Origin of the sequence: Sphingomonas changnyeongensis, assembly GCF_009913435.1 — a bacterium.
In the GTDB taxonomy this organism is placed as follows: domain Bacteria; phylum Pseudomonadota; class Alphaproteobacteria; order Sphingomonadales; family Sphingomonadaceae; genus Sphingomonas_B; species Sphingomonas_B changnyeongensis.
In genome coordinates, this window is record NZ_CP047895.1 from 2,570,517 (window position 1) to 2,595,352 (window position 24,836).

Annotated in this window: 20 protein-coding genes and 1 pseudogene; 9 read left to right on the forward strand and 12 right to left on the reverse strand. The window is 68.6% G+C overall.

Going from position 1 to position 24,836, the window contains the following annotated elements; genetic code table 11:
- Positions 1-21 precede the first annotated feature (21 nt).
- The 3 genes from murJ to GVO57_RS12640 all read left to right on the forward strand — a co-directional run bounded on the left by murJ (position 22) and on the right by GVO57_RS12640 (position 3,361).
- The gene (gene murJ / locus GVO57_RS12630) at positions 22-1,572 is read left to right on the forward strand and encodes a murein biosynthesis integral membrane protein MurJ (RefSeq protein ID WP_160593506.1); all 1,551 of its coding nucleotides are present in this window, start codon (positions 22-24) and stop codon (positions 1,570-1,572) included.
- Positions 1,572-2,579, forward strand: a complete 1,008-nt coding sequence (gene trpS, locus GVO57_RS12635; protein WP_160594007.1) for a tryptophan--tRNA ligase — start codon at positions 1,572-1,574, stop codon at positions 2,577-2,579. The genes murJ and trpS overlap by 1 nt, the downstream gene beginning before the upstream one ends.
- 119 nt (positions 2,580-2,698) lie before the next feature.
- Positions 2,699-3,361 (forward strand): DUF4136 domain-containing protein, encoded by a 663-nt coding sequence (locus GVO57_RS12640; protein ID WP_160593508.1) that lies wholly within the window; start codon positions 2,699-2,701, stop codon positions 3,359-3,361.
- Between the two features lie 138 nt (positions 3,362-3,499).
- On the opposite strand, the gene dnaA is transcribed toward GVO57_RS12640, so the two are convergent.
- The 8 genes from dnaA to GVO57_RS12680 all read right to left on the reverse strand — a co-directional run bounded on the left by dnaA (position 3,500) and on the right by GVO57_RS12680 (position 13,136).
- Complete coding sequence (gene dnaA / locus GVO57_RS12645) at positions 3,500-4,894, reverse strand: chromosomal replication initiator protein DnaA (RefSeq protein ID WP_160593510.1); 1,395 nt, start codon at positions 4,892-4,894, stop codon at positions 3,500-3,502.
- 485 nt (positions 4,895-5,379) lie between these two features.
- Positions 5,380-5,643, reverse strand: a complete 264-nt coding sequence (gene rpsT / locus GVO57_RS12650; protein WP_160593512.1) for a 30S ribosomal protein S20 — start codon at positions 5,641-5,643, stop codon at positions 5,380-5,382.
- A gap of 116 nt (positions 5,644-5,759) precedes the next feature.
- Positions 5,760-6,899: an acyl-CoA dehydrogenase family protein gene (locus GVO57_RS12655; protein ID WP_160593514.1), complete on the reverse strand. Its 1,140-nt coding sequence runs from the start codon at positions 6,897-6,899 to the stop codon at positions 5,760-5,762.
- A gap of 66 nt (positions 6,900-6,965) precedes the next feature.
- Positions 6,966-8,159 (reverse strand): acyl-CoA dehydrogenase family protein, encoded by a 1,194-nt coding sequence (locus GVO57_RS12660; protein WP_160593516.1) that lies wholly within the window; start codon positions 8,157-8,159, stop codon positions 6,966-6,968.
- 69 nt (positions 8,160-8,228) lie between these two features.
- A complete protein-coding gene (locus GVO57_RS12665; RefSeq protein WP_160593517.1) occupies positions 8,229-10,310 on the reverse strand; it encodes a transglycosylase domain-containing protein in 2,082 nt (693 codons plus the stop codon).
- A 182-nt stretch (positions 10,311-10,492) separates the two neighbouring features.
- Positions 10,493-10,915, reverse strand: coding sequence for a nucleoside-diphosphate kinase (gene ndk, locus GVO57_RS12670; RefSeq protein WP_160593519.1), 423 nt, complete (start codon positions 10,913-10,915; stop codon positions 10,493-10,495).
- A gap of 282 nt (positions 10,916-11,197) precedes the next feature.
- On the reverse strand, positions 11,198-11,638 hold the full coding sequence (locus tag GVO57_RS12675) for a DNA polymerase III subunit chi (RefSeq protein ID WP_160593521.1): 441 nt from the start codon (positions 11,636-11,638) through the stop codon (positions 11,198-11,200).
- A gap of 49 nt (positions 11,639-11,687) precedes the next feature.
- On the reverse strand, positions 11,688-13,136 hold the full coding sequence (locus GVO57_RS12680; RefSeq protein WP_160593523.1) for a leucyl aminopeptidase: 1,449 nt from the start codon (positions 13,134-13,136) through the stop codon (positions 11,688-11,690).
- Between the two features lie 184 nt (positions 13,137-13,320).
- Here GVO57_RS12680 and GVO57_RS12685 point away from each other — a divergent pair, with 184 nt between their 5' ends.
- The 4 genes and pseudogenes from GVO57_RS12685 to rsmA all read left to right on the forward strand — a co-directional run bounded on the left by GVO57_RS12685 (position 13,321) and on the right by rsmA (position 18,957).
- Positions 13,321-15,600: an LPS-assembly protein LptD gene (locus GVO57_RS12685; RefSeq protein WP_233281378.1), complete on the forward strand. Its 2,280-nt coding sequence runs from the start codon at positions 13,321-13,323 to the stop codon at positions 15,598-15,600.
- 202 nt (positions 15,601-15,802) lie between these two features.
- Positions 15,803-17,128, forward strand: a complete 1,326-nt coding sequence (locus GVO57_RS12690) for a peptidylprolyl isomerase (protein ID WP_233281579.1) — start codon at positions 15,803-15,805, stop codon at positions 17,126-17,128.
- 7 nt (positions 17,129-17,135) lie between these two features.
- Positions 17,136-18,139: pseudogene (gene pdxA / locus GVO57_RS12695) on the forward strand (4-hydroxythreonine-4-phosphate dehydrogenase PdxA).
- A complete protein-coding gene (rsmA, locus tag GVO57_RS12700) occupies positions 18,136-18,957 on the forward strand; it encodes a 16S rRNA (adenine(1518)-N(6)/adenine(1519)-N(6))-dimethyltransferase RsmA (protein WP_160593525.1) in 822 nt (273 codons plus the stop codon). Before pdxA ends, rsmA begins: the two are co-directional and overlap by 4 nt.
- A 22-nt stretch (positions 18,958-18,979) precedes the next feature.
- Here rsmA and GVO57_RS12705 read toward each other — a convergent pair whose 3' ends face one another.
- The 3 genes from GVO57_RS12705 to dapA are packed head-to-tail and all read right to left on the reverse strand — an operon-like array spanning position 18,980 to position 20,907.
- Positions 18,980-19,537 (reverse strand): DUF2062 domain-containing protein, encoded by a 558-nt coding sequence (locus tag GVO57_RS12705; protein ID WP_407695692.1) that lies wholly within the window; start codon positions 19,535-19,537, stop codon positions 18,980-18,982.
- A gap of 6 nt (positions 19,538-19,543) precedes the next feature.
- On the reverse strand, positions 19,544-20,026 hold the full coding sequence (smpB, locus tag GVO57_RS12710; RefSeq protein WP_160593527.1) for an SsrA-binding protein SmpB: 483 nt from the start codon (positions 20,024-20,026) through the stop codon (positions 19,544-19,546).
- Between the two features lie 5 nt (positions 20,027-20,031).
- Complete coding sequence (gene dapA, locus GVO57_RS12715) at positions 20,032-20,907, reverse strand: 4-hydroxy-tetrahydrodipicolinate synthase (RefSeq protein WP_160593529.1); 876 nt, start codon at positions 20,905-20,907, stop codon at positions 20,032-20,034.
- A 108-nt stretch (positions 20,908-21,015) separates the two neighbouring features.
- Between dapA and GVO57_RS12720 the strand changes: the two genes are divergently transcribed.
- Both GVO57_RS12720 and GVO57_RS12725 read left to right on the forward strand, forming a co-directional pair.
- On the forward strand, positions 21,016-22,989 hold the full coding sequence (locus GVO57_RS12720) for a lytic transglycosylase domain-containing protein (RefSeq protein ID WP_407695730.1): 1,974 nt from the start codon (positions 21,016-21,018) through the stop codon (positions 22,987-22,989).
- A 70-nt stretch (positions 22,990-23,059) separates the two neighbouring features.
- On the forward strand, positions 23,060-23,545 hold the full coding sequence (locus GVO57_RS12725; protein WP_160593533.1) for a GreA/GreB family elongation factor: 486 nt from the start codon (positions 23,060-23,062) through the stop codon (positions 23,543-23,545).
- Positions 23,546-23,807: 262 nt separating this feature from the next.
- Here the strand turns inward: GVO57_RS12725 and GVO57_RS12730 are convergent, their stop codons facing one another.
- Positions 23,808-24,581: a polyphosphate kinase 2 family protein gene (locus tag GVO57_RS12730; protein WP_160593535.1), complete on the reverse strand. Its 774-nt coding sequence runs from the start codon at positions 24,579-24,581 to the stop codon at positions 23,808-23,810.
- Positions 24,582-24,836 lie beyond the last annotated feature (255 nt).

Here is a 24,836-nt window from a genome sequence, read left to right on the forward strand (position 1 = left end):
GCGCCCGGCGGGGCCGCGACCATGAATCTGGTCAGGGCGATCGGCACGATCGGCGGCATGACGATGGTCAGCCGCATCGCCGGTTTCGCGCGTGAAATGCTGATGGCGCGGATCATGGGCGCATCGGGGGCCGCCGATGCGTTCCTGGTCGCGTTCCGCCTGCCCAACACCTTTCGCCGCCTGTTCGGCGAAGGGGCGTTTTCGGCCGGGTTCGTGCCGCTGTTTTCCAAGCGGCTGCACGGCGAAGGCGGGATCGAGGATGCCCGCGCTTTTTCAGAAGAGGTGCTGGCGGTCTTCCTGCCCAGCCTGATGCTGTTCACCCTGGTGTTCGAGCTGGCGATGCCGCTGTTCGTCGCGGCCATCGCCTCGGGCTATGTCGGCGCGAAGTTCGACCTGACGGTCACCCTCACCCGCATCACCTTCCCCTATCTGCTGCTGATCAGCCTCGTCTCGCTGTTTTCGGGCGTGCTCAACTCGCTGACCCGCTTTGCGGCCGCCGCGTTCGCGCCGGCGCTGCTCAACGTGGCGATGGTCGGGGCGCTGCTGATCGTGCCCGACGGCGGGATCGCGACCGCCCATGCGCTTGCCTGGGGCGTGGTGGCGGGCGGCGTGCTGCAGATGGCGCTGATGTGGAACAGCGCGCGCCGGGCGGGGATTTCGCTGCGCCTCAGGCGTCCGCGGCTGACGCCGGGGGTCAGGCAGTTCTTCGTCGTCGTCATTCCAGCGACCTTGGGCGCGGGCGTCTATCAGGTCAGCCAGCTGATCGACACCTTCTTTGCCACCCGCCTGCCCGAAGGGTCGATCAGCTATCTGAACTATGCCGACCGGCTCAACCAGCTGCCGCTGTCGGTGATCGGCACCGCGCTTGGCACCGCGATCCTGCCGCAGATCAGCCGGATGATCGCCGAGGACCGGCCCGACGAGGCGGCGGGCGTGCAGTCGCGCGCGGTTGAGCTGGCGATGCTGCTGTGCGTGCCGGCGTTCCTGGCGCTGGCCGCTGTTGCGGAGCCTTTGGTCGCTGCCCTGTTCCAGGGGGGCAAGTTCACCGCCGAGGATGCGCGCGTCACCGGCATGACGCTGGCGATCATCGCCGCCGGCCTGCCCGCTTATGTGCTGGTCAAGGTGATCACCCCCGGCTTTTACGCGCGGCAGGATACGGCCACCCCGGTCAAGACCGCGGTCATCGTGCTGATCGCGAACATCGTCCTCAACTTCGCGCTGATCCCGCCCTTTGGCATTTACGGCCTTGCTGCCGCGATTGCGCTGTGTTCGTGGCTCAACTGCGCGATGCTCTACATCGTGCTGCGCGCGCGCGGCCATTTCCGCATCGAGCCATGGCTATGGGGGCGCATCGCCCGCCAGCTTGCCGCCGGCGCGCTGATGGTTGCAGCGCTCATCGGCATGAAGCTGCTGCTCGCCGACTTTTTCGCCGGCTCGACCGGGCGGCGGCTGATCGCGGTGGTGGCGCTGTGCGGCACCGGCGGCATCGTCTATTTCGGCACCGCGCTGCTGATCGGCGGCATGGACAGACAGGGACTGGCGCTGATCCTGCGCCGCAAGAGGAAAGCATGATGCGGATCGTCTCGGGCATCCAGCCCACCGGCAAGCTCCATCTCGGCAATTATCTGGGCGCGATCCGCAACTGGGTGCGGATGCAGGACGAAAATGCCGCTGCCGGCGGCGAGACGCTGTTCTTTCTTGCCGATCTGCATTCGCTGTCCGACCACATCCCCGCCGAAACGCGGCGCGAGGGCGTGCGCGAAATGGCCGCCGCGCTGATCGCCGCCGGCGTCGATCCGGCGCGCGCGATCCTGTTCAACCAGGCGCGGGTGCCCGCCCATGCCGAGCTGTGCTGGCTGCTCAACGGCACCGCGCGCATGGGCTGGCTCAACCGCATGACCCAGTGGAAGGACAAGGCCGGCAAGAACCGCGAGGGCGCGTCGGTGGCGCTGTTCGACTATCCGGTGCTGCAGGCGGCCGATGTGCTCGTCTATCAGGCGACCCATGTGCCGGTGGGCGAGGACCAGAAACAGCATCTGGAGCTGGCGCGCGACATCGCGACCAAGTTCAACACCGATTTCGGGGTCGAGCTGTTTCCCCTGCCCGATCCGATCATCCCGCCGGCCGCCGCGCGGATCATGTCGCTGCGCGACGGCAGCGCCAAAATGTCCAAATCCGACCCGTCGGACATGGCGCGGATCAACCTGGCGGACGATGATGATCTGATCGCCCAGAAGATCAAAAAGGCCAAGACCGATCCCGAACCGCTGCCCGGCGAGGCGGCGGGGCTGGAGGCGCGGCCCGAGGCGCGCAATCTGGTCGGCATCTATGCCGCCCTTGCCGACCAGAGCGTCGATCAGGTGCTCGCCCGGTTCGCCGGCCAGGGCTTTGGCGCGTTCAAGCCGGCGCTGGCCGAGCTGCTGGTCGAGACGCTGCGCCCGATCCGCGACCGGTTCGTCGCGCTCAAGGACGATCATGACGCGATCGACCGGGTGCTGATGGCAGGGGCCGAGCGGGCCGCAGCACTTGCCGCGCCGACGCTTGATGCCGCCTATCGGGCGCTCGGCCTGTTCCGCTGACGTCGGGCGGGTCCGGCGGTCCTGCGGCAGCTTGACCCGTTCATGCGTTCAACCGACATTCAGCCGTGCCGGGCGACAATCGGCATATAAGAAGGCAACAGAGCATAAAGGGCCTTTCGATGTCGGCGACGAGGAAGATGATGTTGGCGGCGGCTCCGGTGGCGCTTCTGGCGCTCGGCGGCTGCGCGCAGAGTTTCAGTGCCAAGGTCAACCGTTTCGCGGCGCTGCCCGCGCCCCCCGCACAGGGGCAGAGCTTCGTGATCAAGGCCGCCGATCCCAAGCTGGATGGCGGGCTGGAGTTTCGCAGCTATGCGAAGCTGGTCGCGCGCGAGCTTGAGCGATTCGGCTATCGCGAGGCAACCGGCGACGGTGCCGCCAATCTGACCGTGACGCTCGATTACGGCGTCGACAATGGCCGTGAGCGTATCACCACCACCCCCGGTTTCGGCGGCTTTGGCGGTTTCGGCGGCTGGGGTGGCGGCTGGGGCGGCTGGGGCTGGGGCGGCCGCTGGGTCGATCCCTTCTGGGGTCCGGGCTTCGGGCCGGGCTTTGGCGGAGGCTGGGGTGCCGATGTACGCAGCTACACCATCTATAACAGCCAGCTGCGCATGGAGATCAGCGAAGCGGGCGGCCAGCGCGTGTTCGAGGGCACGGCGCGGGCGGTGTCGCGCAGCGACGATCTGCCCTATCTGGTCCCCAATCTGGTCGAGGCGATGTTCACCGGCTTCCCGGGTAATTCGGGTGAGACGGTGACGATCAAGATCCCGCCCAAGAAGAAGTAAATCCATGCACGCGCCCCGGCCGCACGCCGGGGCGCGGTGCGGTGGACGAAAAAAGGGCCACTGCCGTCGTGAATGACGGCAGCGGCCCTTTTCTTTTGCTCCGATCCTGCCCTGCGGCGCGGATCGGGCCGCCGGGGATCAGGCCTCGAGCTGGCGGATCAGCGCGCGCACATCGGCGTCGAGATCAGCATCCTGGCCGCGCAGCTTTTCGATCTGCTTGACCGCATGGATGACGGTCGTGTGATCGCGCCCGCCAAAGCGGCGGCCGATTTCGGGCAGCGAGCGCGGGGTCAGCCGCTTGGCCAGATACATGGCGATCTGGCGCGGACGTGCGACCGCACGGGCGCGGCGGGCCGACACCATTTCCGACTGGCGCATCCCGTAATGGGCGGACACGGCGCGCTGAATCTCGTCGATGGTGATCCGCCGGGTCGAGGCGTTCAGCATCTCGCCCAGCACCTCCTGCGCGAACGCAAGGTCGATCACCCGCTCGTTGAGCAGCGCATAGGCGGTCAGGCGGTTGAGCGCGCCCTCAAGCTCGCGGATGCTGGTCTGGATGCGCGCGGCGAGCAGCTCGGCGACCTGATCGGGCATCGCGACATCGGCCATCCCGGCCAGCTTGGCGCGGACGATGGCCAGGCGCAGCGCATAGCCGGCAGGCTTGATGTCGACGACCAGCCCGCTGCCCAGCCGCGAGAGGATGCGCGTTTCAACCCCGTCAAGCGCCTGGGGCGCGCGGTCGGCCGAAATCACCACCTGACGCCCGGCGGCCATCAGCTCGTTCAGCGTGTGCAGAAACTCTTCCTGCGTCGATCCCTTGCCGGCGATGAACTGGATGTCGTCAATCATCAGCAGATCGGCCGAACGCAGCCGCTGCTTGAACGCCAGCGTGTCGCGGTCGCGCATCGCCGAGACGAAATCGACCATGAACTTTTCGGCCGACATGAACAGGATCGTCGCGCTAGGCATGCGGGCGCGGAATGCCGCGCCGATCGCGTTCATCAGATGCGTCTTGCCCTGGCCGGTGCCCGAATGGATGTAAAGCGGGCTGAAGCGCAGCTCGCCGGCGGCCAGCGCGCGGGCGGCGTTGAACGCCATCCGGTTTTCATCGCCGACCACGAATCGCTCGAAGCTCTGCCGCGGATCGAACGCCGGATGCGGCGCGGGCTGAGCCGGTGCGGCGGCAGCGGCCGGCTGATCGGCCTCGTCGCGCGGATAGAGACGGGTGACGACATCGGTCGGCGCGACGTCGATGCGCACCTCGCGCACGCCGGGCAGCGCCGCGCGCCATGCCAGCGTCAGCCGGTCGGCATAATGGGCGCGCACCCAGTTCGCCATGAACTCGGTCGGCACGGTCAGGCGGACAAGATCGCCCGCCTCGCTCACATCGGCGAGCATGATCGGCTTCAGCCAGTGATCGAACAGCCGGGCGCCGCAATCGCGCTTCAGCCCGTCCCGGATGCGCCCCCAGGCGGTCGTGATCTGTTCGCCACGTTCCATCTGTTCCTGTTCCCGCATCCGCATCTGCGCCATCTCGCCTCCCCCACGCACCTGGCCCTTACGCCGGGCCCGACCGCAGGGCCGCACCCGCAGGTCCGGCCCCTCTTACTCCCTGCTCCGGCACCGGGCCGCATGCGGCCCCGCAGGCATCCGCCCGGCGCGCACGAACCTGCCGCCAAGGCGAGCGCCTTGCCGCAAGCACATCCGCAGGGACTGAACCCGCGCCCCGATTCGAGCGCCGGAAACCAAGTTTTAGGGGCCGGATCGCGAGTCGATCAAGGCTCGCACCGTCAATATTCGGAAATAATCCCCGTTGACTCGCAAAACCGCCATTTTTCCACAGCCCCAGTCAAGGCCATGATATTCAACGGCTTTTTACACATGAAACGCGGGCGTAACGACACGAATCAAGGCGATCCCGTCACTTAGCCGTCATATCTGTGAAACAAACAGCAAGACCCGCCGGACGCAGGGCGTCCGGCGGGCCGGCAGTTCCGTCAAGTCGGGGAAATGTGCGCTCAGGCGAGCGCGGCAACCCGCTTGGTCAGGCGCGAGAACTTGCGCGCCGCGGTGTTCTTGTGGAGCACGCCCTTGGCGACACCCCGGGCCAGTTCGGGCTGGACGGCCGCAATCGCCTGCGCCGCCGCCGACTTGTCGCCCGACGCGATCGCCGCTTCGACCTTCTTCACGAAGGTGCGGATACGGCTGATGCGCGCGTGATTGATGTCCGCGCGACGGGCGTTGCGACGGATGCGCTTCTTTGCTTGCGGCGTATTCGCCATCGAAATCCTCGAACTCGGTTTGAATAAAAAAGGCGCGACAGTCGAGCCGCGACCCGAAGGCCAGCCCCTTAGCCAAGAGGCGGCCCCGGGTCAACCATGGTCAGCGGGCCGAACGCTCAGTCGGCCAGGGCGAGCGCCTCATAGCGAGCCAGATGATGATCGACCGAGCCGAACTGCCCCTCGATCATCGTTGCACGCTTGAAATAATGGCCGATCGCCAGCTCGTCGGTGATGCCGATGCCGCCATGGATCTGGACCGCGCTCTGCCCGGTGAAGCGCAGCCCGCGGCCGATCCGGGCCTTGGCCTGGCTGACCGCCGCACTCCGCTCGGCCGCCGGCAGGCCGAGCCGCAGCGTCGCCATCAGCGTCATCGATACCGCCTGCTCGACTTCCATGAACATATCGACCAGCCGGTGCTGGAGCACCTGGAAATCGGCGATGGCGCGACCGAACTGCTTGCGCTGCTTGGCATAGTCCATCGTGCCGGTGTGCAGGCGGCGCATCACGCCGGTGGCTTCGGCGCACAGCGCAGCGACCGCTTCGTCGACCACCTGCTCGATGAGCGGCAGGGCATCGCCCTCCCCACCCAGCAGCGCCTCGGCCCCGACCGCGCACTGTTCGAAATAGACTTCGGACGCGCGGAAGCCATCGACGGTCGGATAGTCGCGGCGGACGATGCCGGGCCGGTTCGCCTCGACAAGGAACAGGCCGATGCCGTCGGCATCGCGCTGGCCGCCGCCGGTGCGGGCGGTGACGAGCAGATGCGTCGCCCAGGGCGCGCCATAGACGACCGCCTTGTGGCCGTTGAGCACCCAGCCTGCGCCGTCGCGCCGCGCGGTCGTGCGCAGGTTCGACAGCTCATACCGGCCCTGCGGCTCGGCATAGGCAAAGGCGATGACGGCATCGCCAGCGATGATCTGGGGGATGACCGAATCGGCAACCGCCCCGCCCACGGCCTTGAGCGCGCCGCCGCCGATGACGACCGTCTGCAGATAAGGCTCGATCGCGATCGCTTCGCCCAGCTGTTCCATCACGATCATGTTTTCGACCGCGCCGCCGCCCAGGCCGCCATGTGCTTCGGCAAAGGGCGCGCCCAATATGCCAAGCTCGGTCGCCAGCGCCCGCCAGATGCCGGGATCGCGCCCGGCCTCGCCCGCGATCCATTTGCGGCGGGTGTCGAAATCATAGGTATCGGCCAGATAGCGCGCAAGCGTGTCGCGCAGCATCTGCTGCGTCTCGTTGAAGCTGAAATCCATGATGATCCTCTCACACGCCCCGCCCGGCCGTTGCCGGGCGGGACGATCCTGTCGTTCGGGTTCGGCTCAGAGGCCCAGCACCATCTTGGCGATGATGTTGCGCTGAATCTCGTTCGAGCCGCCATAGATGCTGGTCTTGCGGCCGTTGAAATAGGTCGGCGCGGCACGGTGCGCATAATCCGGGCCGATCGGCGTCGCATTGTCGCCGGTCGGGAAGCCCCGGAAATAGGGCGCGCCATAATGGCCGACCGCCTCGAGCGCGAGTTCGGTCAGGCGCTGCTGGATCTCGGTGCCCTTGATCTTGAGCAGCGAGGATTCCGGCCCCGGCCCGCGGCCCGCCGCCTCGGAGGCAAGCGTGCGCAGCTCGGTGAACTCGAGCGCGGTCAGGTCCATTTCCAGCTCGGCGATCTTGCGCTTGAAAAACGCATTGGCGATCAGCGGACGGTCGCCGTCCATCTCGGCACGGGCGATGGTCTTGATCCGCTCCACGCCGCGCTTCGACCGCGCGACGCCGGCAATGCCGGTGCGTTCATGGGCAAGCAGGAACTTGGCGCAGGTCCAGCCCTTGTTTTCCTCATAGATGCGGTTCTCGACGGGCACGCGCACATCCTCGAGCCACACCTCGTTCACCTCATGCTCGCCGCCGAGCGTGATGATCGGCCGCACGGTGATGCCCGGCGTCTTCATGTCGATGAGCAGGAACGAAATGCCTTCCTGCTGCTTGGCGTCGGGATCGGTGCGGACGAGGAAAAAGCCCCAGTCGGCATGCTGGGCCAGCGTCGTCCACGTCTTCTGGCCGTTGACGATGTAATGATCGCCGTCGCGCACCGCGCGGGTGCGCAGCGACGCGAGGTCGGACCCGGCACCCGGTTCCGAATAGCCCTGGCACCACCAGTCATCGCCCGACAGGATGCGCGGCAGGAAGCGCGCCTTCTGCTCGGCCGTGCCGAAGGTGTAGATCACCGGGCCGACCATGTTGATGCCAAAGGGCATGATCGGGATGGTGTCGGCGCGCGCCAGTTCTTCCGACCAGATGTAACGCTGCGTCGTCGTCCAGCCGGGGCCGCCATATTGGGTCGGCCATGCCGGGGCCACCCAGCCTTTCTCGGCCAGGATCCGGTGCCAGGCCAGAAAATCCTCTTTGGCCAGTTCCTCGCCCTCATCGGCCTTTGCGCGCAGATGCGCGGGATAGTTTTCGGCGATGAAGGCGCGGGCCTCCTCGCGGAACGCGATGTCGGCGGGGCTGAACTCCAGGTCCATATCTCTCTCCTTCCAGGCGCCCCTTGTATCGCCGCGCTTACGTTAACGGCAAGCGGGAAGAGTGGACCGTTACGGTATCCGCGGCTCGCCCCGCGGCGGCGCGGGAACGGGCGGCGGCCGGCGCGATTCGGGCGGTGATTCGCCCGCCGGTCCGGGGCCGGTTTCGCCCTCCGCCGCGTCGGACACGGTCACCCCGTCCCCGTCGATCGTGACGCCAAGGTCGATCGGGCCGATATCGATGTCGACGGTCATGTTGTCGGCATCGACCAGCGCGCCGACCGGATCGATCAGATTTTCCGGCTCATCCTCCGGCGCCGGGGCGAGCGCCGCACCGTCGATCGCGCCCGCCATGAAATCGGCCCAGGCGCGGGCCGGCGCGCCGCCGCCCGAAATGCCGGGGATCGGCCGGTTGTCGTCACGCCCGACCCACACGCCCACCACCAGATCGCCGGCAAAGCCGACAAAGATCGCATCGCGGGCATTCTGGGTGGTGCCGGTCTTGCCGAACGCATCGATCGACAGGGCCGCGCGCCGCCCCGTGCCGCTGTCGACCGCCGCCGACAGCAGGTCGAGCAGCATGTCGCGCTCGCGCTGGCCGAGCTTTCCGGGCCGGTTCCACACCGCGCTCAGCCAGCCTTCCTCGGCACGGGGCAGGCCATAGGGGGTCACCGGCAGGGCGTTGCCCGCAACCGCGGCATAGGCGGCGGTCAGTTCGATCAGCGTCACCCCCGACGTGCCGAGCGCAAGGCTGGGCTGGTCGCCAAGCGGGCTGGTGATGCCCAGATCGCGCGCCGCCTGAATGACCGCGCGCCGCCCGACCCGCTCGGCCAGCCGCGCGGCGACAACATTGCTCGACAGCGCAAAGGCCTGGCGCAGCGTGATGCGGCCGCGATAGCGCCCGTCATTGTTGGTCGGCGACCAGCCGTCGATCGTCACCGGGCTGTCGTCGACGATCGTGTCCGGCGTCATGCCGGCGCGGATCGCGGCCAGATAGACGAACAGCTTGAACGTCGAACCCGGCTGGCGGCGCGCCTGGGTGGCGCGGTTGAACGGGCTTTCGCGGTAGCTGCGCCCGCCGACCATCGCCACCACCTGCCCGTCCGGGCGCATCGCCACCAGCGCCATCTGCGTATCCGCGATCGCATTCTGGCGGACGACCCGCTCGGCAATCTTCTGCAGCCGGCGGTCAAGCGTCGTGCGGATCACCTGGCGCTCATAGACGGCCCCCGCCTGATCGCGCGCGGCGGGCAGCACCCAGTCGGCAAAATAGGTGCCGCCCGGCATCTGCCGGTCGCGGGTCACACGCAGGCGGATCGGCTGCGCGGCCCGCGCCTGAGCCTCGGTGATCGCCCCGGTTTCGACCATCGCCGCCAGCACCAGCCGCGCCCGCGCCCGTGCGCCCGCCAGGTTGCGCGTCGGCGCAAGCCGCGACGGCGCCTTGACCAGCCCGGCGAGCATCGCCGCCTCGCCCACCGTCAGCCGTTCGACATCGCGGCTGAAATAATGGCGGGCGGCGGCGCGCAGGCCATAGACATTGTCGCCGAAATAGACGTTCGACAGATAGCGTTCGAGGATCTGGTCCTTGGTCAGCCACGCCTCCAGCCAGAAGGCGATCAGCATTTCCTGCGCCTTGCGGCCGAACCGGCGTTCATCGTTCAGGAACGCGACCTTGGCGAGCTGCTGGGTGATGGTGCTGCCGCCCTCGCGCACGCCGCCCGCCACCAGATTGCGCCAGGCGGCACGGGCGATGCCCCAGGGATCGACCCCCCAATGATCGTAGAAGCGCCGGTCCTCGATCGCCATGAACGCGCCGGCGACATGCGGCGGCAGCTTGGCCAGTTCGACCGGGGCGGCGATGATCGCGCCCTTGGCGGCAATCGGCGTGCCGTCGCTTGCCGCAAGCGTGATGCTGGGCGGCGAGATCGGCTCGAGCGAGCGCGACAAAGGTGCGGTCACCGACAGCCAGATTGCCGCAGCAATGACCAGCAGCAGGATAAGCGCCAGCAGCTGCCGCCAGAAACGCAGCACGAGCCTGAGCGGCCAGAACAGCCGCCGCCGTGCTGGCGGGACGGACGCATCGGCCGCGCCGGAATGATCCGGCCAGCCATCGTCCACTATGATCGGCTCGCGCTCAGCATCCTCGTCGCGCATTCCGGCCCTCATCCCGTCGGCTGATCCCGTGCGGCACGCCCCGCACCACCTGTTCTACGCACCTAATACAGCGCTGAACGTCCGGCCCCAAATGCTTTTGCGCGCCCCCGGCCATGGGGCCGGGAGCGCGCACAGGCTCAGTCATGCTGACATGCGTCCGGGGACGCACCGGCGACCGGATATCAGCCGACGATTTCTTCCGGCTTGAAGAAGAAGGCGATTTCGATCGCGGCATTTTCTTCCGAATCCGACCCATGGACCGAGTTCGCTTCGATCGATTCGGCCAGTTCCTTGCGGATCGTGCCCGGCTCGGCATTCGCCGGGTTGGTCGCGCCCATGATGTCGCGGTTGCGCTGCACGGCGTTCTCGCCCTCAAGCACCTGCACCACGACCGGGCCGGAAATCATGAACGACACCAAGTCGTTGAAGAAGGGCCGTTCCTTGTGGACGGCATAAAAGCCCTCGGCCTGTTCGCGGGTCATGTGGATGCGCTTCGACGCGACGACGCGCAGGCCGGCGTCTTCCAGCATCTTGGTGACCGCGCCAGTCAGGTTGCGGCGCGTGGCATCGGGCTTGATGATCGAAAAGGTGCGGGTCGCGGCCATGGCCGTCTGGCTCCGTTCTGTAGCTGGTTGGGGGATGCGGCGCTCCCCTAATCGCAGATTGTGACAGGCGCAAGTTCAGCGCGGCCGGGGGCGTTGTTTGTCGCGGCACCGGGAGTCTGTTGATTGGGAAGAACGGCACCGGCCCGCTCCCCCACCCGGCCTCCCATCGACAGGATATGCTATGGGAGGCCGGGTGGGGGAGCGGGCCGGTGCCGCCGTGCGGCGCAAGCCGCACCACAAACAACTCCCGGTGCCGCGACCGCGCCGTGAGGCGCGCTATAATCACGCCGCCTGCACCCAGCGTCCGTCACCATCCTGCCGCCAGAACCGCCGCTCGGCATCGGGCGTCGCGGCCAGGCTGCGCCACGCCGCCCGCGCCGCATCGATCGCGGCGTCGTCGAACAGGTGAAAGGCACGGGCAAAGCCAAGCGCCGCATCGCGCCACTGCCCGTCGATCAGCGCGACATGATCGGCGCGGTTCACGGGCGCAGGCTCGGCGGCGATCAGCACCGGCTGGGCGGCATCGTCGCCAGCCCCTGTCTCGGCATGGGGCAGGAAGCTGTCGGGGGCATAGGTCCACAGCGCCCGGTCGATCAGCGCGCGCTGGGCCGGATCGGCGCTGACGACCAGCAGCCGCCCGCCCCCGGCCAGCACCCGCTCGGCAATGCGGGGCAGCACCGCCGCGACCGGGCTGGACTGGAGATGATAGAAATCGATCTTCACATGCCGTCCCGCCGGGCGGCCCCGCCCGTGCCGATCCGCGCCGCTGCCGTCACCCTTCGTGCCGGGCGACGAACCGGTCGAGCAGCCGGACGCCAAAGCCGGTCGCCCCCTTGTCCCACACCGCGCCGGGCTTGTCGGCCCAGACCATTCCGGCAATGTCGAGATGCGCCCAGCGCACGCCATCGTCGATGAAACGCTGCAGGAACTGGGCGGCGGTGATCGATCCCGCGCCGCGCGGGCCGACATTCTTCATGTCGGCAATCGGGCTGTCGATCAGCTTGTTATACGCCTCCGACAGCGGGAAACGCCACAGCGGGTCGCCCGCCTCGCGCCCCGCCGCCAGCAGCTCGTCGGCCAGGCCGTCATGATTGGCGAACAGCCCGGCATGTTCGTTGCCGAGCGAGATGATCATCGCGCCGGTGAGCGTCGCCAGATCGACGATGGTGCGCGGCTTGTGGGTGCGCTGCACCCAGGTCAGCACATCGGCGAGCACCAGCCGCCCTTCGGCATCGGTGTTGAGGATCTCGATGGTCTGGCCCGACATGCTCCGCACGATGTCGCCGGGGCGCTGGGCATTGCCGTCGGGCATGTTTTCAACCAGCCCGACCACGCCCACCACATGGGCGCGGGCGCGGCGCAGCGCCAGCGTCTTCATCGCGCCGGCGACGGCGCCGGCGCCGCCCATGTCCCATTTCATGTCTTCCATGCCCGGTCCGGGCTTGAGCGAAATGCCGCCCGAATCGAAGGTCACGCCCTTGCCGACCAGCGCGATCGGCTCGGCCACCGTGCCGCCGGTCCCGTCCCAGCGCATCGCCAGCAGCCGCGCGGCCCGTGCCGAACCCTGGTTGACGCCGAGCAGCGCATGCATGCCGAGCGCCCGCATCTGATCATCGTCGAGCACCGTGATCTCGACCCCCAGATCGGCGAGGTGGCGGCAGCGTTCGACAAAGCTTTCGGGATAGATGACGTTGGGCGGCTCGCTCACCAATTCGCGGGTCAGCGCCATGCCGTCGACCACCGCCTGATGGCGCGGCCAGGCGGTGCCGTCGCCGATCACCACCAGTTCCTCGAGCGTCTTCTGCTGCTTGGCCGGCAGGCGGGTGCGATAGGTGTCGATCCGCCAGCCGCGCATCGCTGCCCCGGCGGCCAGCCGCGCCAGCTGTTCCGCGCCCGCGCTGATCCCCGCCGGATCGACAACCAGGGTGCGCGTGCCCGAGGTCAGCAGCCGCGCGGCGAGCGCGCCGCCCGCCTTGTCATAATCAGCAAGCTCGCCGCGCCCGACGCCGACCAGCAGGATGCGGCGGACCCCGCCTTCATCGGCAAACAGCTCGGCAATCGCGCCGGCCTCACCCTCGAATCGCTGGGCGCGGGCGGCGTCGCGCAGCAGCTGCGCATTGACTGCCGACACCAGCCCCGCCCCCGGTTCGCCGCCCTGCGCCACCGGCAGCGCCAGATCATAATGTCCCTCGGGCCGGGTTGCGGCGAAACGAACCTGCATCTCTGTCCTTTCCATGGCGTGGTGCCAGTCATTGGTCTTGCCTGTTCCTGTAAAGCCAAACCCGCGCCGGGGGAAACCGGGCAGAATCGGGCTACGGGCGACGAAAGGCGCGGCCGCACCGCAAAAGCGCAGATTCGGCGGAACGATTTGCAGCCGCGCGTCATCGGTGAGATAGGCGCGGCAAATGACGATGCCAGTGTCAGGGGAACAGGCGGCCCGGATCGGACGCGCCATGCTGATCGCGGCGGCCTGTGCCGCCGCGCCCGCACTCGCCCAGGATCTGCAGGACCGTGCGCCGCCAGCCCCGCCCGCGCCCGCGCCCGCCGATCCGGCACCCGCCGACGCCGCGCCGCAGGCCGGGGAAACCGTCACGTTCAGCGCCGACACGCTTGAATATGACAATGACGCCGATGTGGTGACCGTGACCGGCGATGTGCGGATGCTGAGCGGGGGCAACCGTCTGCGCGCCGAACGGGTGGTGTGGAACCGGCGCACCGGCGCGGTCGCGGCCGAGGGCGCGGTCGCGCTGGCGACGCCGCAAGGCGACACCGCCTATGGCGATTCGGTGCAGCTGACGGAAACGCTGAAAGATGCGGTCATCCAGAACCTGCTCGTCGTGCTCAATGGCGGCGGGCGGCTGGCGGCGGCGAAAGGCACCCGCGCGGACACGATCTACACGCTTGAAAACGCCGCCTATACCGGCTGCGCAGTCGTCGATTCGGACGGCTGCCCCAAAAATCCGAGCTGGAAGATCAGCGCGGTCAGGGTGATCTACGACACCGAGCGCCAGCGCGTTTTCTATCGCGGCGCGCGGCTGAGCCTGTTCGGGCTGAGTTCCATCCCCCTGCCCGGCCTGTCCAACCCGGTCGGCAGCGGCGGCGGATCGGGGCTGCTGGTGCCCGATTTCCGCGTCGGGCGCGTGAACGGGGCGGAGTTCGCCCTGCCCTATTATCTGCGCCTTGCCCCCAACAAGGATCTGACGATCACCCCGCGCGTCTACACGAACGTGCTGCCGTCGATCGAGGCGCAATACCGGGCGCTGTCGTCCAAAGGCGCGTATCAGATCAGCGCGATGGTGACCGAAAGCCGGCGTGAGCCGATCTCGGTCAATCCCGCCGCCACGCCGTCGCAGCGCGACCTGCGCGGCTATCTGGATGCGACCGGGCGGTTCCAGCTCGACCAGCGGTGGAGCCTTTCGGGGTCGATCCGGATGACGACCGACCGCACCTTTCTGCGCCGCTACAACATCAACCGGGACGACCGGCTGCGCTCGACCATCGAGGTGCAGCGCATCGCGGCCGACAGCTATTTCTCGGTCGCCGCCTGGGCCGTGCAGTCGCTGCGCGTCAACGACCCGCAGGGCCAGCAGCCGATCGCCCTGCCGGTGGTCGATTATCGCCGCCGCCTGCCCGACGGGCTGATTGGCGGGCGGTTCGACATCCAGCTCAACTCGTTCGCGCTCACCCGCCCCGACGGGCAGGACACGCAGCGCGCCTTTGCCTCGGCGGCATGGAGCCTCAGGCGGCTGACCCCCTGGGGCCAGGATGTCAGCTTCACCCTGTTCGGGCGCGGCGACGTCTATCACAGCGCCGAAAACCTGCTGACCGCGACCGTCCCCTATCGCGGCGAGGCCGGGTTCCAGAGCCGGGCGATCGCGGCGGCGGCGATCGACGTCAAATGGCCGCTGATCGGGGCGATCTGGGGCGGCAGCCAGCGGGTGACGCCGCGCGTCCAGCTGGTCGCGACGCCGCGCATCCGCAACCTGGCCCTGCCCAACGAAGATGCCCGCGCGATCGAGCTTGAGGACAGCAACCTGTTCTCGCTCAACCGTTTCCCCGGCTATGACCGGTTCGAGGACGGCGCGCGCATCACCTATGGCCTTGATTATGCGCTGCATGTCGGCAGCTTCACCGTCGATGCCAATATCGGCCAGAGCTGGCGGCTGTCGAACCGGCCGGTGCTGTTTCCAGACGGCATCGGCCTGTCGGGCAAGCTGTCCGACATTGTCGGGCGCACCCGGGTGCGCTGGCGCGAATTCGTGTCGGTCACCCACCGTTACCGGCTGGACAAAGACAATTTCTCGGTCCGCCGCAACGAGATCGATGCCACGATCGGCAGCCGGCAAAGCTATGTCCTGCTCGGCTATCTGCGGCTCAACCGCGACATCGATGCCAGCATCGAGGATCTGCGCGACCGCGAGGAGGTGCGCGCCGGCGGGCGGCTGCAGATCAGCCGCTTCTGGTCGGCCTTCGGCTCGGCGATCATCGACCTCACTGACCGGGCCGAGGATCCGCTGTCGCAGGCCGATGGCTTCACCCCGATCCGCCACCGGATCGGCGTCGCCTATGCCGATGACTGTCTGGAACTGGGGCTGACCTGGCGGCGCGACTATCAGGATGCCGGTGACGCCCGGCGGGGCAACACATTCCTGTTGCGGCTGGCGCTCCGCAATCTGGGCCGCTAAGCCTCCATTCAGCCGCGACCGGGGATGATGCAGGATGACCGGCAAGCGCCGGGCCTGCGTCAATGGGCCGGGCCGGCGCATGACCGGTGCGGCGCATGCCCGGCACCAGAGGCCGCACTGCAAGGGATTCGGTTCCGACGTGACTTTCTTCTCGACTGGATTTTCGCCGCTGAAACCCGCCCGCATGCTTGGCGGCGTGGCGATGCTCGCCCTCGCCGCGCTGGCGGCTCCGCTTGCCTCCGCCCAGGACGCGCAGAACGCCGCCGCCCAGCCCGCGACCGGCGCGGCCGGGCTCGACATCCCCGCCGATGTGATCGTGTTCGGCCGCAACGATCCGACGCTGCGCAAGCCGACGGCGATCGTGAATGGCGACATCATCACCCGCACCGATATCGAACAGCGGCTGGCGCTGATCGTCGCCGCCAACGGCGCGGCCAATGTGCCGCCCGAAGAGCTGGAGCGGCTGCGCGCCCAGGTGCTGCGCAACCTGATCGACGAGATGCTGCAGATCCAGGAAGCTGCGGGCAACGAGATCAAGGTCGCGCAGAGCGAGATTCAGCAAAGCTATGAGCGGGTGGCGTCGAACTTCAAACGCAACCCGCGGCAGATGACCGAATATCTGGCGAGCATCGGGTCGTCCGAAGCCTCGATCAAGCGCCAGATCGAGGGCGAGCTGGCGTGGAGCCGGCTGCTGCGCCGCCGGGTCGAGCCGTTCGTCAATGTCGGCCAGGAAGAGGTGCAGTCGATCATGGCGCGGCTGGAAGCCGCCAAGGGGGCGCAGGAAGTGCGCGTCGGCGAAATCTTCCTGTCGGCGACGCCCGAAACCGCGCAGGACGTCGCGCTCAACGCGCGGCGCATCATCGAACAGATCCGCCAGGGCGGGTCGTTCGCCGCCTATGCGCGGCAGTTTTCCGAAGCCTCGACGGCGGCGGTCGGCGGCGATCTGGGCTGGCTGCGCCCCGAACAGCTGCCCGATGCGCTGGCCGATGCCGCGCGCGAGATGCAGATCGGCACGCTCGCCGGGCCGATCCAGATTCCGGGCGGTTTTTCGATCCTCTACATGACCGACAAGCGCCAGGTGCTGACCGCTGACCCGCGCGACGCGGTGCTGAGCCTGAGGCAGCTGGCGATCCGTTTCCCCGCCGGATTGAGCGAAAGCCAGGCGGCGGCCCGCACCGCCGAGTTCGCCGCCGCGACCCGCGCCATCCAGGGCTGCGGCGCGGCGCAGGAGGTTGCCCAGAAGCTCCAGGCCGAGGTGGTCGACAATGACCAGATCAAGGTCCGCGACCTGCCGCTCCAGCTTCAGGATCTGATGATCAACCTGCAGATCGGCCAGGCGACCCCGCCCTTCGGCTCGCGCACCGACGGGGTGCGGGTGCTGGTGCTGTGCGGCCGCGACGAGGCGGAAAGCGCACAGGCGCCGTCGTTCGACCGGATCATGGCCCAGCTGGAGGAACAGCGCGTCAATCTGCGCGCCCGCCGCTATCTGCGCGACCTGCGCCGCGACGCCATCATCGATTATCGCTGAGGCGGGGATGACGGCTCCGCTCGCCATCGCGCTCGGCGATCCGGCCGGGATCGGCCCGGAAATCACCGCTAAGGCCTGGGCACGGCGCGCTGAATGCGCGCTGCCGCCGTTTTTCGCGGTCGGCGACATCCGCTCGGTCGCCGCGGTCTGGGACGGCCCCGTCGAACGGATCGCCGAACCCGGCGATGCGGTGCGGGTGTTCGACCATGCCCTGCCGCTGATCATGGTCGATGACGCGGGCGACATCCGCCCCGGCGACCCCAATCTGGAAGGCGCGCGCTGCTCGCTCGATTCGCTCGAGGTCGCGACCGGCCTCACCCGCTCGGGCGCGGCGGCAGCGCTGGTCACCGGGCCGGTGTCCAAGGCGCAGCTCTATGCGATCGGCTTCACCCATCCGGGCCAGACCGAGTTCGTCGCCGAACGCTGCGGCGTGTCGCGCGAAAATGTGGCGATGATGCTGGCCGGGCCCGATCTGCGCGTCGTGCCGGTCACCACCCATATGCCGCTTGCCGATGTCGCGGCCCAGCTGTCGGTCGAGCTGATCGTCGCCAAGGCGCGCACCACGGTCCGCGCGCTCCGGCGCAAATTCGGCATCGCCGAACCGCGCCTCGCCTTTGCCGGGTTCAACCCCCATGCCGGGGAAGACGGCGCGCTGGGGCGCGAGGAGATCGACATCATCCGCCCGGCGATCGCCCAGCTGCGCGACGAGGGGTGGACGCGATCGGCCCGCTGGCCGCCGACACCATGTTCCATCCGCGCGCCCGCGCCCAATATGACGCGGCGCTCTGCATGTATCACGATCAGGCGCTGATCCCGCTCAAGACGCTCTATTTCGATGTCGGGGTCAATCTGACGCTGGGGCTGCCGATCGTGCGCACCTCGCCCGACCATGGCACCGCCTTTGCCCTTGCCGGGCAGGACCGGGCCGATCCCGGCGCGATGATCGCGGCGATCCGCATGGCGGGCGAAACGTCCGAGCGCCGCCGCCGCTTTGAAGCGGAGACCGCTTGAGCGACCTGCCGCCGCTGCGCGAGGTGATCGCGCGTCACGGGCTGAGCGCGTTGAAGGCGCTCGGCCAGAATTTCCTGCTCGACGAACAATTGCTCGACCGCATCGCGCGGGTGCCGGGGCCGCTCGACGGCGCGGCGGTGTTCGAGGTCGGCCCCGGCCCGGGCGGGCTGACCCGCGCGCTGCTGCGCGCCGGGGCGGAGGTGGTCGCGGTCGAACATGACCCGCGCTGCCTGCCGGCGCTCGCGGAACTGGCCGGCTGGGCGCCCGGTCGGCTGCGGGTGATTGCGGGCGATGCGCTGCGCATCGATGGCGCCGCCGCGCTCGGGCGGCCCGGCCATGTGGTGGCGAACCTGCCCTATAATGTCGGCACAGCGCTGCTGGTCGGCTGGCTGACCCTGGCGGACTGGCCGCCCTGGTGGCGGTCGCTGACGCTGATGTTCCAGAAAGAGGTGGCGGACCGCATCGTCGCCCGGCCGGACACCGACGCCTATGGCCGGCTGGCGGTGCTCGCCCAGTGGCGGGCGCAGGCGCGGATCGCGCTGCCGGTCCACCGATCGGCCTTCACCCCGCCGCCCAAGGTGATGTCGGCGGTCGTCCATATCGTGCCCGCGGAAGCACCGCCCGGCGTGTCGGTGCGGCGGATCGAGGCGCTGACCGCCGCCGCCTTCGGCCAGCGGCGCAAGATGCTGCGCCAGAGCCTGAAGGGCGTGCCGGGCGCGCTCGATGCGCTTGCCGCTCTCGGCATCGATCCGACACGCCGGGCAGAGACGGTGACAGTGGAGGAATTCGTGGCGCTGGCACGGGCGCTCCACGCCTAGAGCATTTTCGTGCCGGGCTGGGTCAGCCGGCGCGGCCGCGACCATGCCCGCGGCTGCGCCATTTGCGGACGAGCACCAGCCGCCAGATCCACACCGCGAGCACATAGCCGATCACCGCTGCGCCGATCGAGATCACCAGCAGCCCGACGATCAGCGACGGGGCGGCATCCGATGCCAGCCAGGCCAGCCATTCGCCGATCCCCGCGCCGCGGTCGTAAAGCGTCCAGAAGGCCGGCAGATCGGCATGCCAGCCCAGCCGGTTGCCGATCATGATCGCGCCGATCAGGATGAACGGCGTCGTCGCAGGCATCGACAGAAAGGTCATCGCGGCGGCGAGCGGAATGTTGCCGCGCACCGGCACGCACATCAGCGCCGCGCCGACGATCTGCAGCCCCGGGATCATCAGGAAGATCCCGACCAGCAGCCCCACCGCGACGCCGCGCGGCACCGAGCGGCGGGTGAAGCGCCACAGTTCGGACCTGAGCACATGGCCGCCAAACGGCCCCAGCCAGCGGCTCGACGCCAGCGCCTCCCGGTCAGGGGTGTTGGCGCGCATCCATGCGCCCAGCCGCTTCACCACCCGATGCTATCCATGGTTGCGCAGCAGCCGCGACTGTTCGCGCTTCCAGTCGCGCTCGCGGATGGTGTCGCGCTTGTCATGCGCCTTCTTGCCGCGCGCCAGCGCCAGCTCGACCTTGGCCCGGCCCTTGCCGTTGAAATAGACCGACAGCGGCACCAGCGTCATGCCCTCGCGCGCCACCGCGCCGTGCATCTTGTTGATCTGCCGTTCCTTGAGCAGCAGCTTGCGCGGCCGCTTCGGCTCATGGTTGAAGCGGTTGCCATGGCTGAACTCGGGCACGTTGGAGTTGACCAGCCAGACCTCGCCGTCCTTCACCTCGGCATAGCTTTCCGCGATCGATCCCTCGCCGAAGCGCAGCGACTTGACCTCGGTGCCGGTGAGCACGATGCCCGCCTCGAACACCTCGTCGATGAAATAGTCGAAGCGCGCGCGCCGGTTCTCGGCGACGATCTTTTTCTTGTCGAACTCGGCAGGACGCGGACGGGCCATGACGGTCAGATAAGACCGGCGCGGCTTAATGCCAGATCAACCGCGCGGCGCGACGCCTCGCCCGGCGGCGTCATCGGCAGGCGCAGCTCGGCCGACCAGTCCGGGCGGATGCGCGACAGCGCATATTTGACCGGCCCCGGCGAGGCATCGCTGAACAGCGCGGCATGAAGCGGATAGAGCAGGTCCTGCAGCCTCAGCGCCTCGGCCCAGTCGCCGCCGAGGCACGCATTCTGGAAATCCGCGCACAGGCGCGGCGCGACATTGGCAGTGACCGAGATGCAGCCGACGCCGCCCATCGCCATGAAGCCGAGCGCCATGTCGTCATTGCCCGACAGCTGGACGAAATCGCTGCCACAGGCGATCCGCTGCGCCGACACCCGCGCGACATTGCCGGTCGCATCCTTGATGCCGATGATGGTCGGGATTTCGGCAAGCCGCGCCATCGTCTCGACCGACATGTCGGCAACCGTGCGGCCGGGGACGTTGTAGAGGATGATCGGCAGGTCGCTCGCCTCGGCCAGCGCGGCGAAATGGGCATAGAGCCCGTCCTGGTTCGGTCGGTTGTAATAAGGCACGACGACCAGCGCCGCCGCCGCCCCGGCGACCCTGGCATGGGCCATGTGGCGCTTGGCGGTGGCAGTGTCGTTGGAGCCGCAGCCCGCGATCACCGGCACGCGGCCAGCGGCTGCCGCGATGCACAGATCGATCACCCGGTAATGCTCTTCATGGTCGAGCGTCGCCGATTCGCCGGTCGTCCCGCAGGGGACCAGCGCATGGCTGCCCTCGCGCACCTGCCAGTCGACAAAGCCGCGATAGGCGGCCTCGTCGATCGATCCGTCGCGAAAAAGAGTCACCAAGGCCGGAATCGACCCTGAAAACATGGCTGTCTCCTTCACCTGAGCCCGGCAATGGGGCATATTGCCGCCAGTGGCGAGGTGCACATGGCGCGTTCACGGCCAGATAAGGATCAGGGGCCTAGCATGTCCAGCATGGTCTCGCGCATTCTTCCCCTGATGCTGCTGTTCGGGGCATCGGCCTCGATCGCCGACCAGCGGCTGGTGCCTGCCGATCAGGGGGTCGCCCCCCAGCCCTATAACGCGAATGATCCGCTGCTGGGCGCGGTGGCGCAGTGGAACGCGCTGCGCCAGACCGCCGATCTGCCGTTCGACAGCTATGCCGGGTTCCTGATCGCCCATCCCGGCTGGCCGGGAGAAACGGCGCTGCGCCGCCGGGCCGAGCAGGCGCTGCTCCCCGGCCAGGTGCCGCCGGCGCGGATCGCCGCCTTTTTCGACCGTTTCCCGCCGCTGACCAACCAGGGCCAGGCGCGTCATGCCGAGGCGCTGGCCGCCCTTGGCCGCCGGGCCGAGGCGCTGGCCGCCGCGCGCAAGGCATGGACATCGGGTACGCTCAGCCCCGCCGACGAGGCGCTGGTGCTCGGCCAGTTCGGCGCGTCGTTCACCGCCGCCGATCAGGACGAGCGGATGGACCGGCTGCTCTGGGCGGGCAAGACCAGCGCGGCGACCCGCCAGCTGGCGCTGACCAGCCCTGCCCGGCGCGCGCTGTTCACCGCGCGGCTGGCGCTGCGCACCAATGCCCCTGACGCCGCGGCGCTGGCCGGGCAGATGGCGGGCACCGGCAATGCCGATGCCGGTTTTGTCGCCGACATGGCGGTCTGGCGGCGCCACAATGGCGACATGGCCGGCATGCGCGCGCTGCTGGCCGAGCAGCGCAGCTATCAGACCCGCCCGGTCGATGCCGAAAAATGGCTGGAGTTCATGCTCGCGGCTGCGCGCGGCGCGGCGGCCGAGGGCGACTGGGCGGGCGCGCACGCCATTGCCCGGCAGCTCGATCAGGCCTTTGCCCCCGGCACCGACGTTCAGGGGCGCAGCAATGGCGAGCGCGACGATTATACCAGCCTTGCCTGGCTGGCCGGCACGGCGGCGCTCAACCGGCTCGGGCGGCCCGCCGATGCGGTGCCGATGTTCGACCGCTATGCCCGCGCCGCCAAATCGCCCCAGACCCAGGCCAAGGGCCATTACTGGGCCGGCCGCGCCGCGCAGGCGGCGGGCCGCACGGCCGAAGCCAGCCGCTATTTCGCGCTGTCCGCCGCGCATCCCGACCAGTTTTACGGCCAGCTGGCGCTCGAACGGCTGGGCCGCCCGATCCCGGCCCCCGGCACGCCCGGTGCCACCCGCGTCGCCGCTGAAGACCGTGTCGCCTTCAACCGGCGCGAAATCGTGCGCGTCGCGCGGCTGCTGGGCGCCGCCGGGCGGTGGCAGGAACAGACCCAGTTTGTGCGCGCGATTTCGGCGGCGGTCGAAAGCGATGCCGAACATGCGCTGGCAGCCGAGCTGGCGCAGGGCATCGGCCGCCCCGATCTGGCGGTGATGGTCGGCCGGTCGGCGCGGGTCAACGGCGCCAGCGACTATGTCCGCACCGGCTATCCGCTGGTCAAGGTGCCGGTCGGCCAGGAAGCATGGACGACGATCATCCATGCCATCGCCCGGCAGGAAAGCCAGTTCGACCGCGCCGCCGTCAGCCATGCCGGCGCGCGCGGGCTGATGCAGCTGATGCCCGGCACCGCGCGCGAACAGGCGGAAAAGATCGGGCTGAGCTATGATGCGCCGGCGCTCACGGAGAATACCGACTATAACATCCAGCTCGGCTCATCCTATTTCCAGCGGATGCTGAGCTATTATGGCGGCAGCTATCCGCTTGCCATCGCGGCCTATAATGCCGGGCCGGGCAATGTGAACAAATGGCTGAAGGCCAATGGCGATCCGCGCCTGCCGGGGCAGGACATGATCCGCTGGATCGAGGAGATCCCGGTGTTCGAGACGCGCAATTACGTCCAGCGCGTGCTGGAAAACGCCGTCGTCTACGACACGCTTCACCCGGGCCGGGCGCACAAAAGCGGCCCCAATCTGCTGAGCGCCTATCTGGGCAAGGCCATTCCGGGCTGATCGCCCTTCAGATTTGCGCGGCGCGCCGGGCCTCTCGACTTGCGCGGCGCGCCGGGGATAGACGGCGGCGGTGACGACGCGCCCCAACTACATCACCCCCGCCGGCTATGCCGCGCTCAAGGCCGAATATGACCGGCTGCTCGGCAGCGAACGCCCGGCGCTGGTCGAAACGATCAGCTGGGCGGCGGGCAATGGCGACCGGTCCGAGAATGGCGACTATATCTATGGCCGCAAGAAGCTGCGCGAGATCGACCGCACGCTCGGGCGGCTGGCGGCGCGGATGAAGGCGGCCAAGGTCGTCAATCCGGCGCAGCAGCCGGACCGGTCGCGCGTCTATTTCGGCGCCACCGTGACGATTGCCGACGAGGACGACAATCAGCGCACGCTGACCATCATCGGCAATGACGAAGCCGATGCCGGGCGCGGCCGTGTCGGCTGGGACAGCCCCATCGCCCGCGCGCTGCGCGGTGCCGCGGTCGGCGATCTGCGGCGGATCAGCCTGCCCGGCGGCGAAGTGGAATATGAGGTGGTGGCGATCAGCTATCCGGCGGGCTGAGGCGGGAGTTTGCGGTGCGGCGGGGGTTGTTTGGTGCGCGCCTCGCGGCGCGGGGGCGGCACCGGGGTTTTGTTTGCGGTGCGGCTCACGCCGCACGGGCGGCACCGGCCCGCTCCCCCACCCGGCCTCCCAACAGCAGGTTACGCTATGGGGGGCCGGGTGGGGGAGCGGGCCGGTGCCGTTCTTCCCAAGTCGCAACCCCCCGGTGCAGTTCTTCCCAGCTAATAACCTCCGCTGCCGTTCTTCCCGAACAACACCCCCCTCACCCGCCCAGCTGGGTGCGGACGATGCGTTCCAGTTCGGGGTCGAGCGGTGGCGGCGTCATCGGGACGGCGGCTTCCAGCTGGTCGGCGATCGCGGTCAGGGCGTGGATGCGCGCCGCGGGCTTGTCATTGCCGTCGATCACCGTCCACGGTGCCCAGCGCGTGTCGGTCAGGCGGAACATGTCGGCCAGCGCCGCCAGATAATCGGCCCGGCGGGCGCGGTTGCGATAATCTTCCGCCCCGGTCTTCCACCTTTTCCACGGATCCTCGAACCGCCGCCTCAGCCGCCGGTCCTGTTCCTCCTGCGTCACATGGACGAACAGCTTGACGAGCGTGGTGTTGCAGTCGCGCTGCTGCGCCTCGAACTCGTTGATCTCGTCATAGGCGCGTTTCCATTCGGCCTCGCGCGCAAAGCCCTCGACCCGCTCGACCAGCACCCGGCCATACCAGCTGCGGTCGAACACCGCGATATCGCCGGACAGCGGCAGGCGCGGCCAGAAACGCCACAGGAAATGCCGGTCCTTTTCCTCCGGCGTCGGCGCCGCGATCGGCCAGACGCTGAAATAGCGCGGGTCCCAACGCGCTGTCAGCCGCTGGATGATCCCGCCCTTGCCGGCGGCGTCCCACCCCTCGATCAGGATGATCGCCCGTCTTTTGTGGACGATATGCGCCACCTGGATCCGCGCCAGCCTGTCCTGCAGCGCGGCCAGATCGGCGGCGGCGTCGCCCGGATAGGGCGTGCCCTGTTCATGATCCTGAAGGTCGATGCGCATGGCGCAGAGTTAAGCGCGCCCGGAGGCCCAAGTCGAGCCGGGCGAAGCCGATGCCCGCCCGGCGCACGAAAATGGGACAGAGGCCCAAGGGGGGCTGTTTGTTTGGGAAGAACGGCACCGGATGTCGTTGTTTGGGAAGAACGGCACCGGATGTCGTTGTTTGGGAAGAACGGCACCGGCCCGCTCCCCCACCCGGCCTCCCATATGATACTGCCGTTGGGTGGCCGGGTGGGGGAGCGGGCCGGTGCCGTTCTT

What these genes read in the sequence shown, in the direction of transcription:
- murJ (WP_160593506.1), top strand. Translation starts at nt 22, where the DNA reads ATGAATCTGGTCAGGGCGATCGGCACGATCGGCGGCATGACGATGGTC.
- trpS (WP_160594007.1), top strand. Translation starts at nt 1,572, where the DNA reads ATGCGGATCGTCTCGGGCATCCAGCCCACCGGCAAGCTCCATCTCGGC.
- GVO57_RS12640 (WP_160593508.1), top strand. Translation starts at nt 2,699, where the DNA reads ATGTCGGCGACGAGGAAGATGATGTTGGCGGCGGCTCCGGTGGCGCTT.
- dnaA (WP_160593510.1), bottom strand. Translation starts at nt 4,894, where the DNA reads ATGGCGCAGATGCGGATGCGGGAACAGGAACAGATGGAACGTGGCGAA.
- rpsT (WP_160593512.1), bottom strand. Translation starts at nt 5,643, where the DNA reads ATGGCGAATACGCCGCAAGCAAAGAAGCGCATCCGTCGCAACGCCCGT.
- GVO57_RS12655 (WP_160593514.1), bottom strand. Translation starts at nt 6,899, where the DNA reads ATGGATTTCAGCTTCAACGAGACGCAGCAGATGCTGCGCGACACGCTT.
- GVO57_RS12660 (WP_160593516.1), bottom strand. Translation starts at nt 8,159, where the DNA reads ATGGACCTGGAGTTCAGCCCCGCCGACATCGCGTTCCGCGAGGAGGCC.
- GVO57_RS12665 (WP_160593517.1), bottom strand. Translation starts at nt 10,310, where the DNA reads ATGCGCGACGAGGATGCTGAGCGCGAGCCGATCATAGTGGACGATGGC.
- ndk (WP_160593519.1), bottom strand. Translation starts at nt 10,915, where the DNA reads ATGGCCGCGACCCGCACCTTTTCGATCATCAAGCCCGATGCCACGCGC.
- GVO57_RS12680 (WP_160593523.1), bottom strand. Translation starts at nt 13,136, where the DNA reads ATGCAGGTTCGTTTCGCCGCAACCCGGCCCGAGGGACATTATGATCTG.
- GVO57_RS12685 (WP_233281378.1), top strand. Translation starts at nt 13,321, where the DNA reads ATGACGATGCCAGTGTCAGGGGAACAGGCGGCCCGGATCGGACGCGCC.
- GVO57_RS12690 (WP_233281579.1), top strand. Translation starts at nt 15,803, where the DNA reads ATGCTCGCCCTCGCCGCGCTGGCGGCTCCGCTTGCCTCCGCCCAGGAC.
- smpB (WP_160593527.1), bottom strand. Translation starts at nt 20,026, where the DNA reads ATGGCCCGTCCGCGTCCTGCCGAGTTCGACAAGAAAAAGATCGTCGCC.
- dapA (WP_160593529.1), bottom strand. Translation starts at nt 20,907, where the DNA reads ATGTTTTCAGGGTCGATTCCGGCCTTGGTGACTCTTTTTCGCGACGGA.
- GVO57_RS12720 (WP_407695730.1), top strand. Translation starts at nt 21,016, where the DNA reads ATGGTCTCGCGCATTCTTCCCCTGATGCTGCTGTTCGGGGCATCGGCC.
- GVO57_RS12730 (WP_160593535.1), bottom strand. Translation starts at nt 24,581, where the DNA reads ATGCGCATCGACCTTCAGGATCATGAACAGGGCACGCCCTATCCGGGC.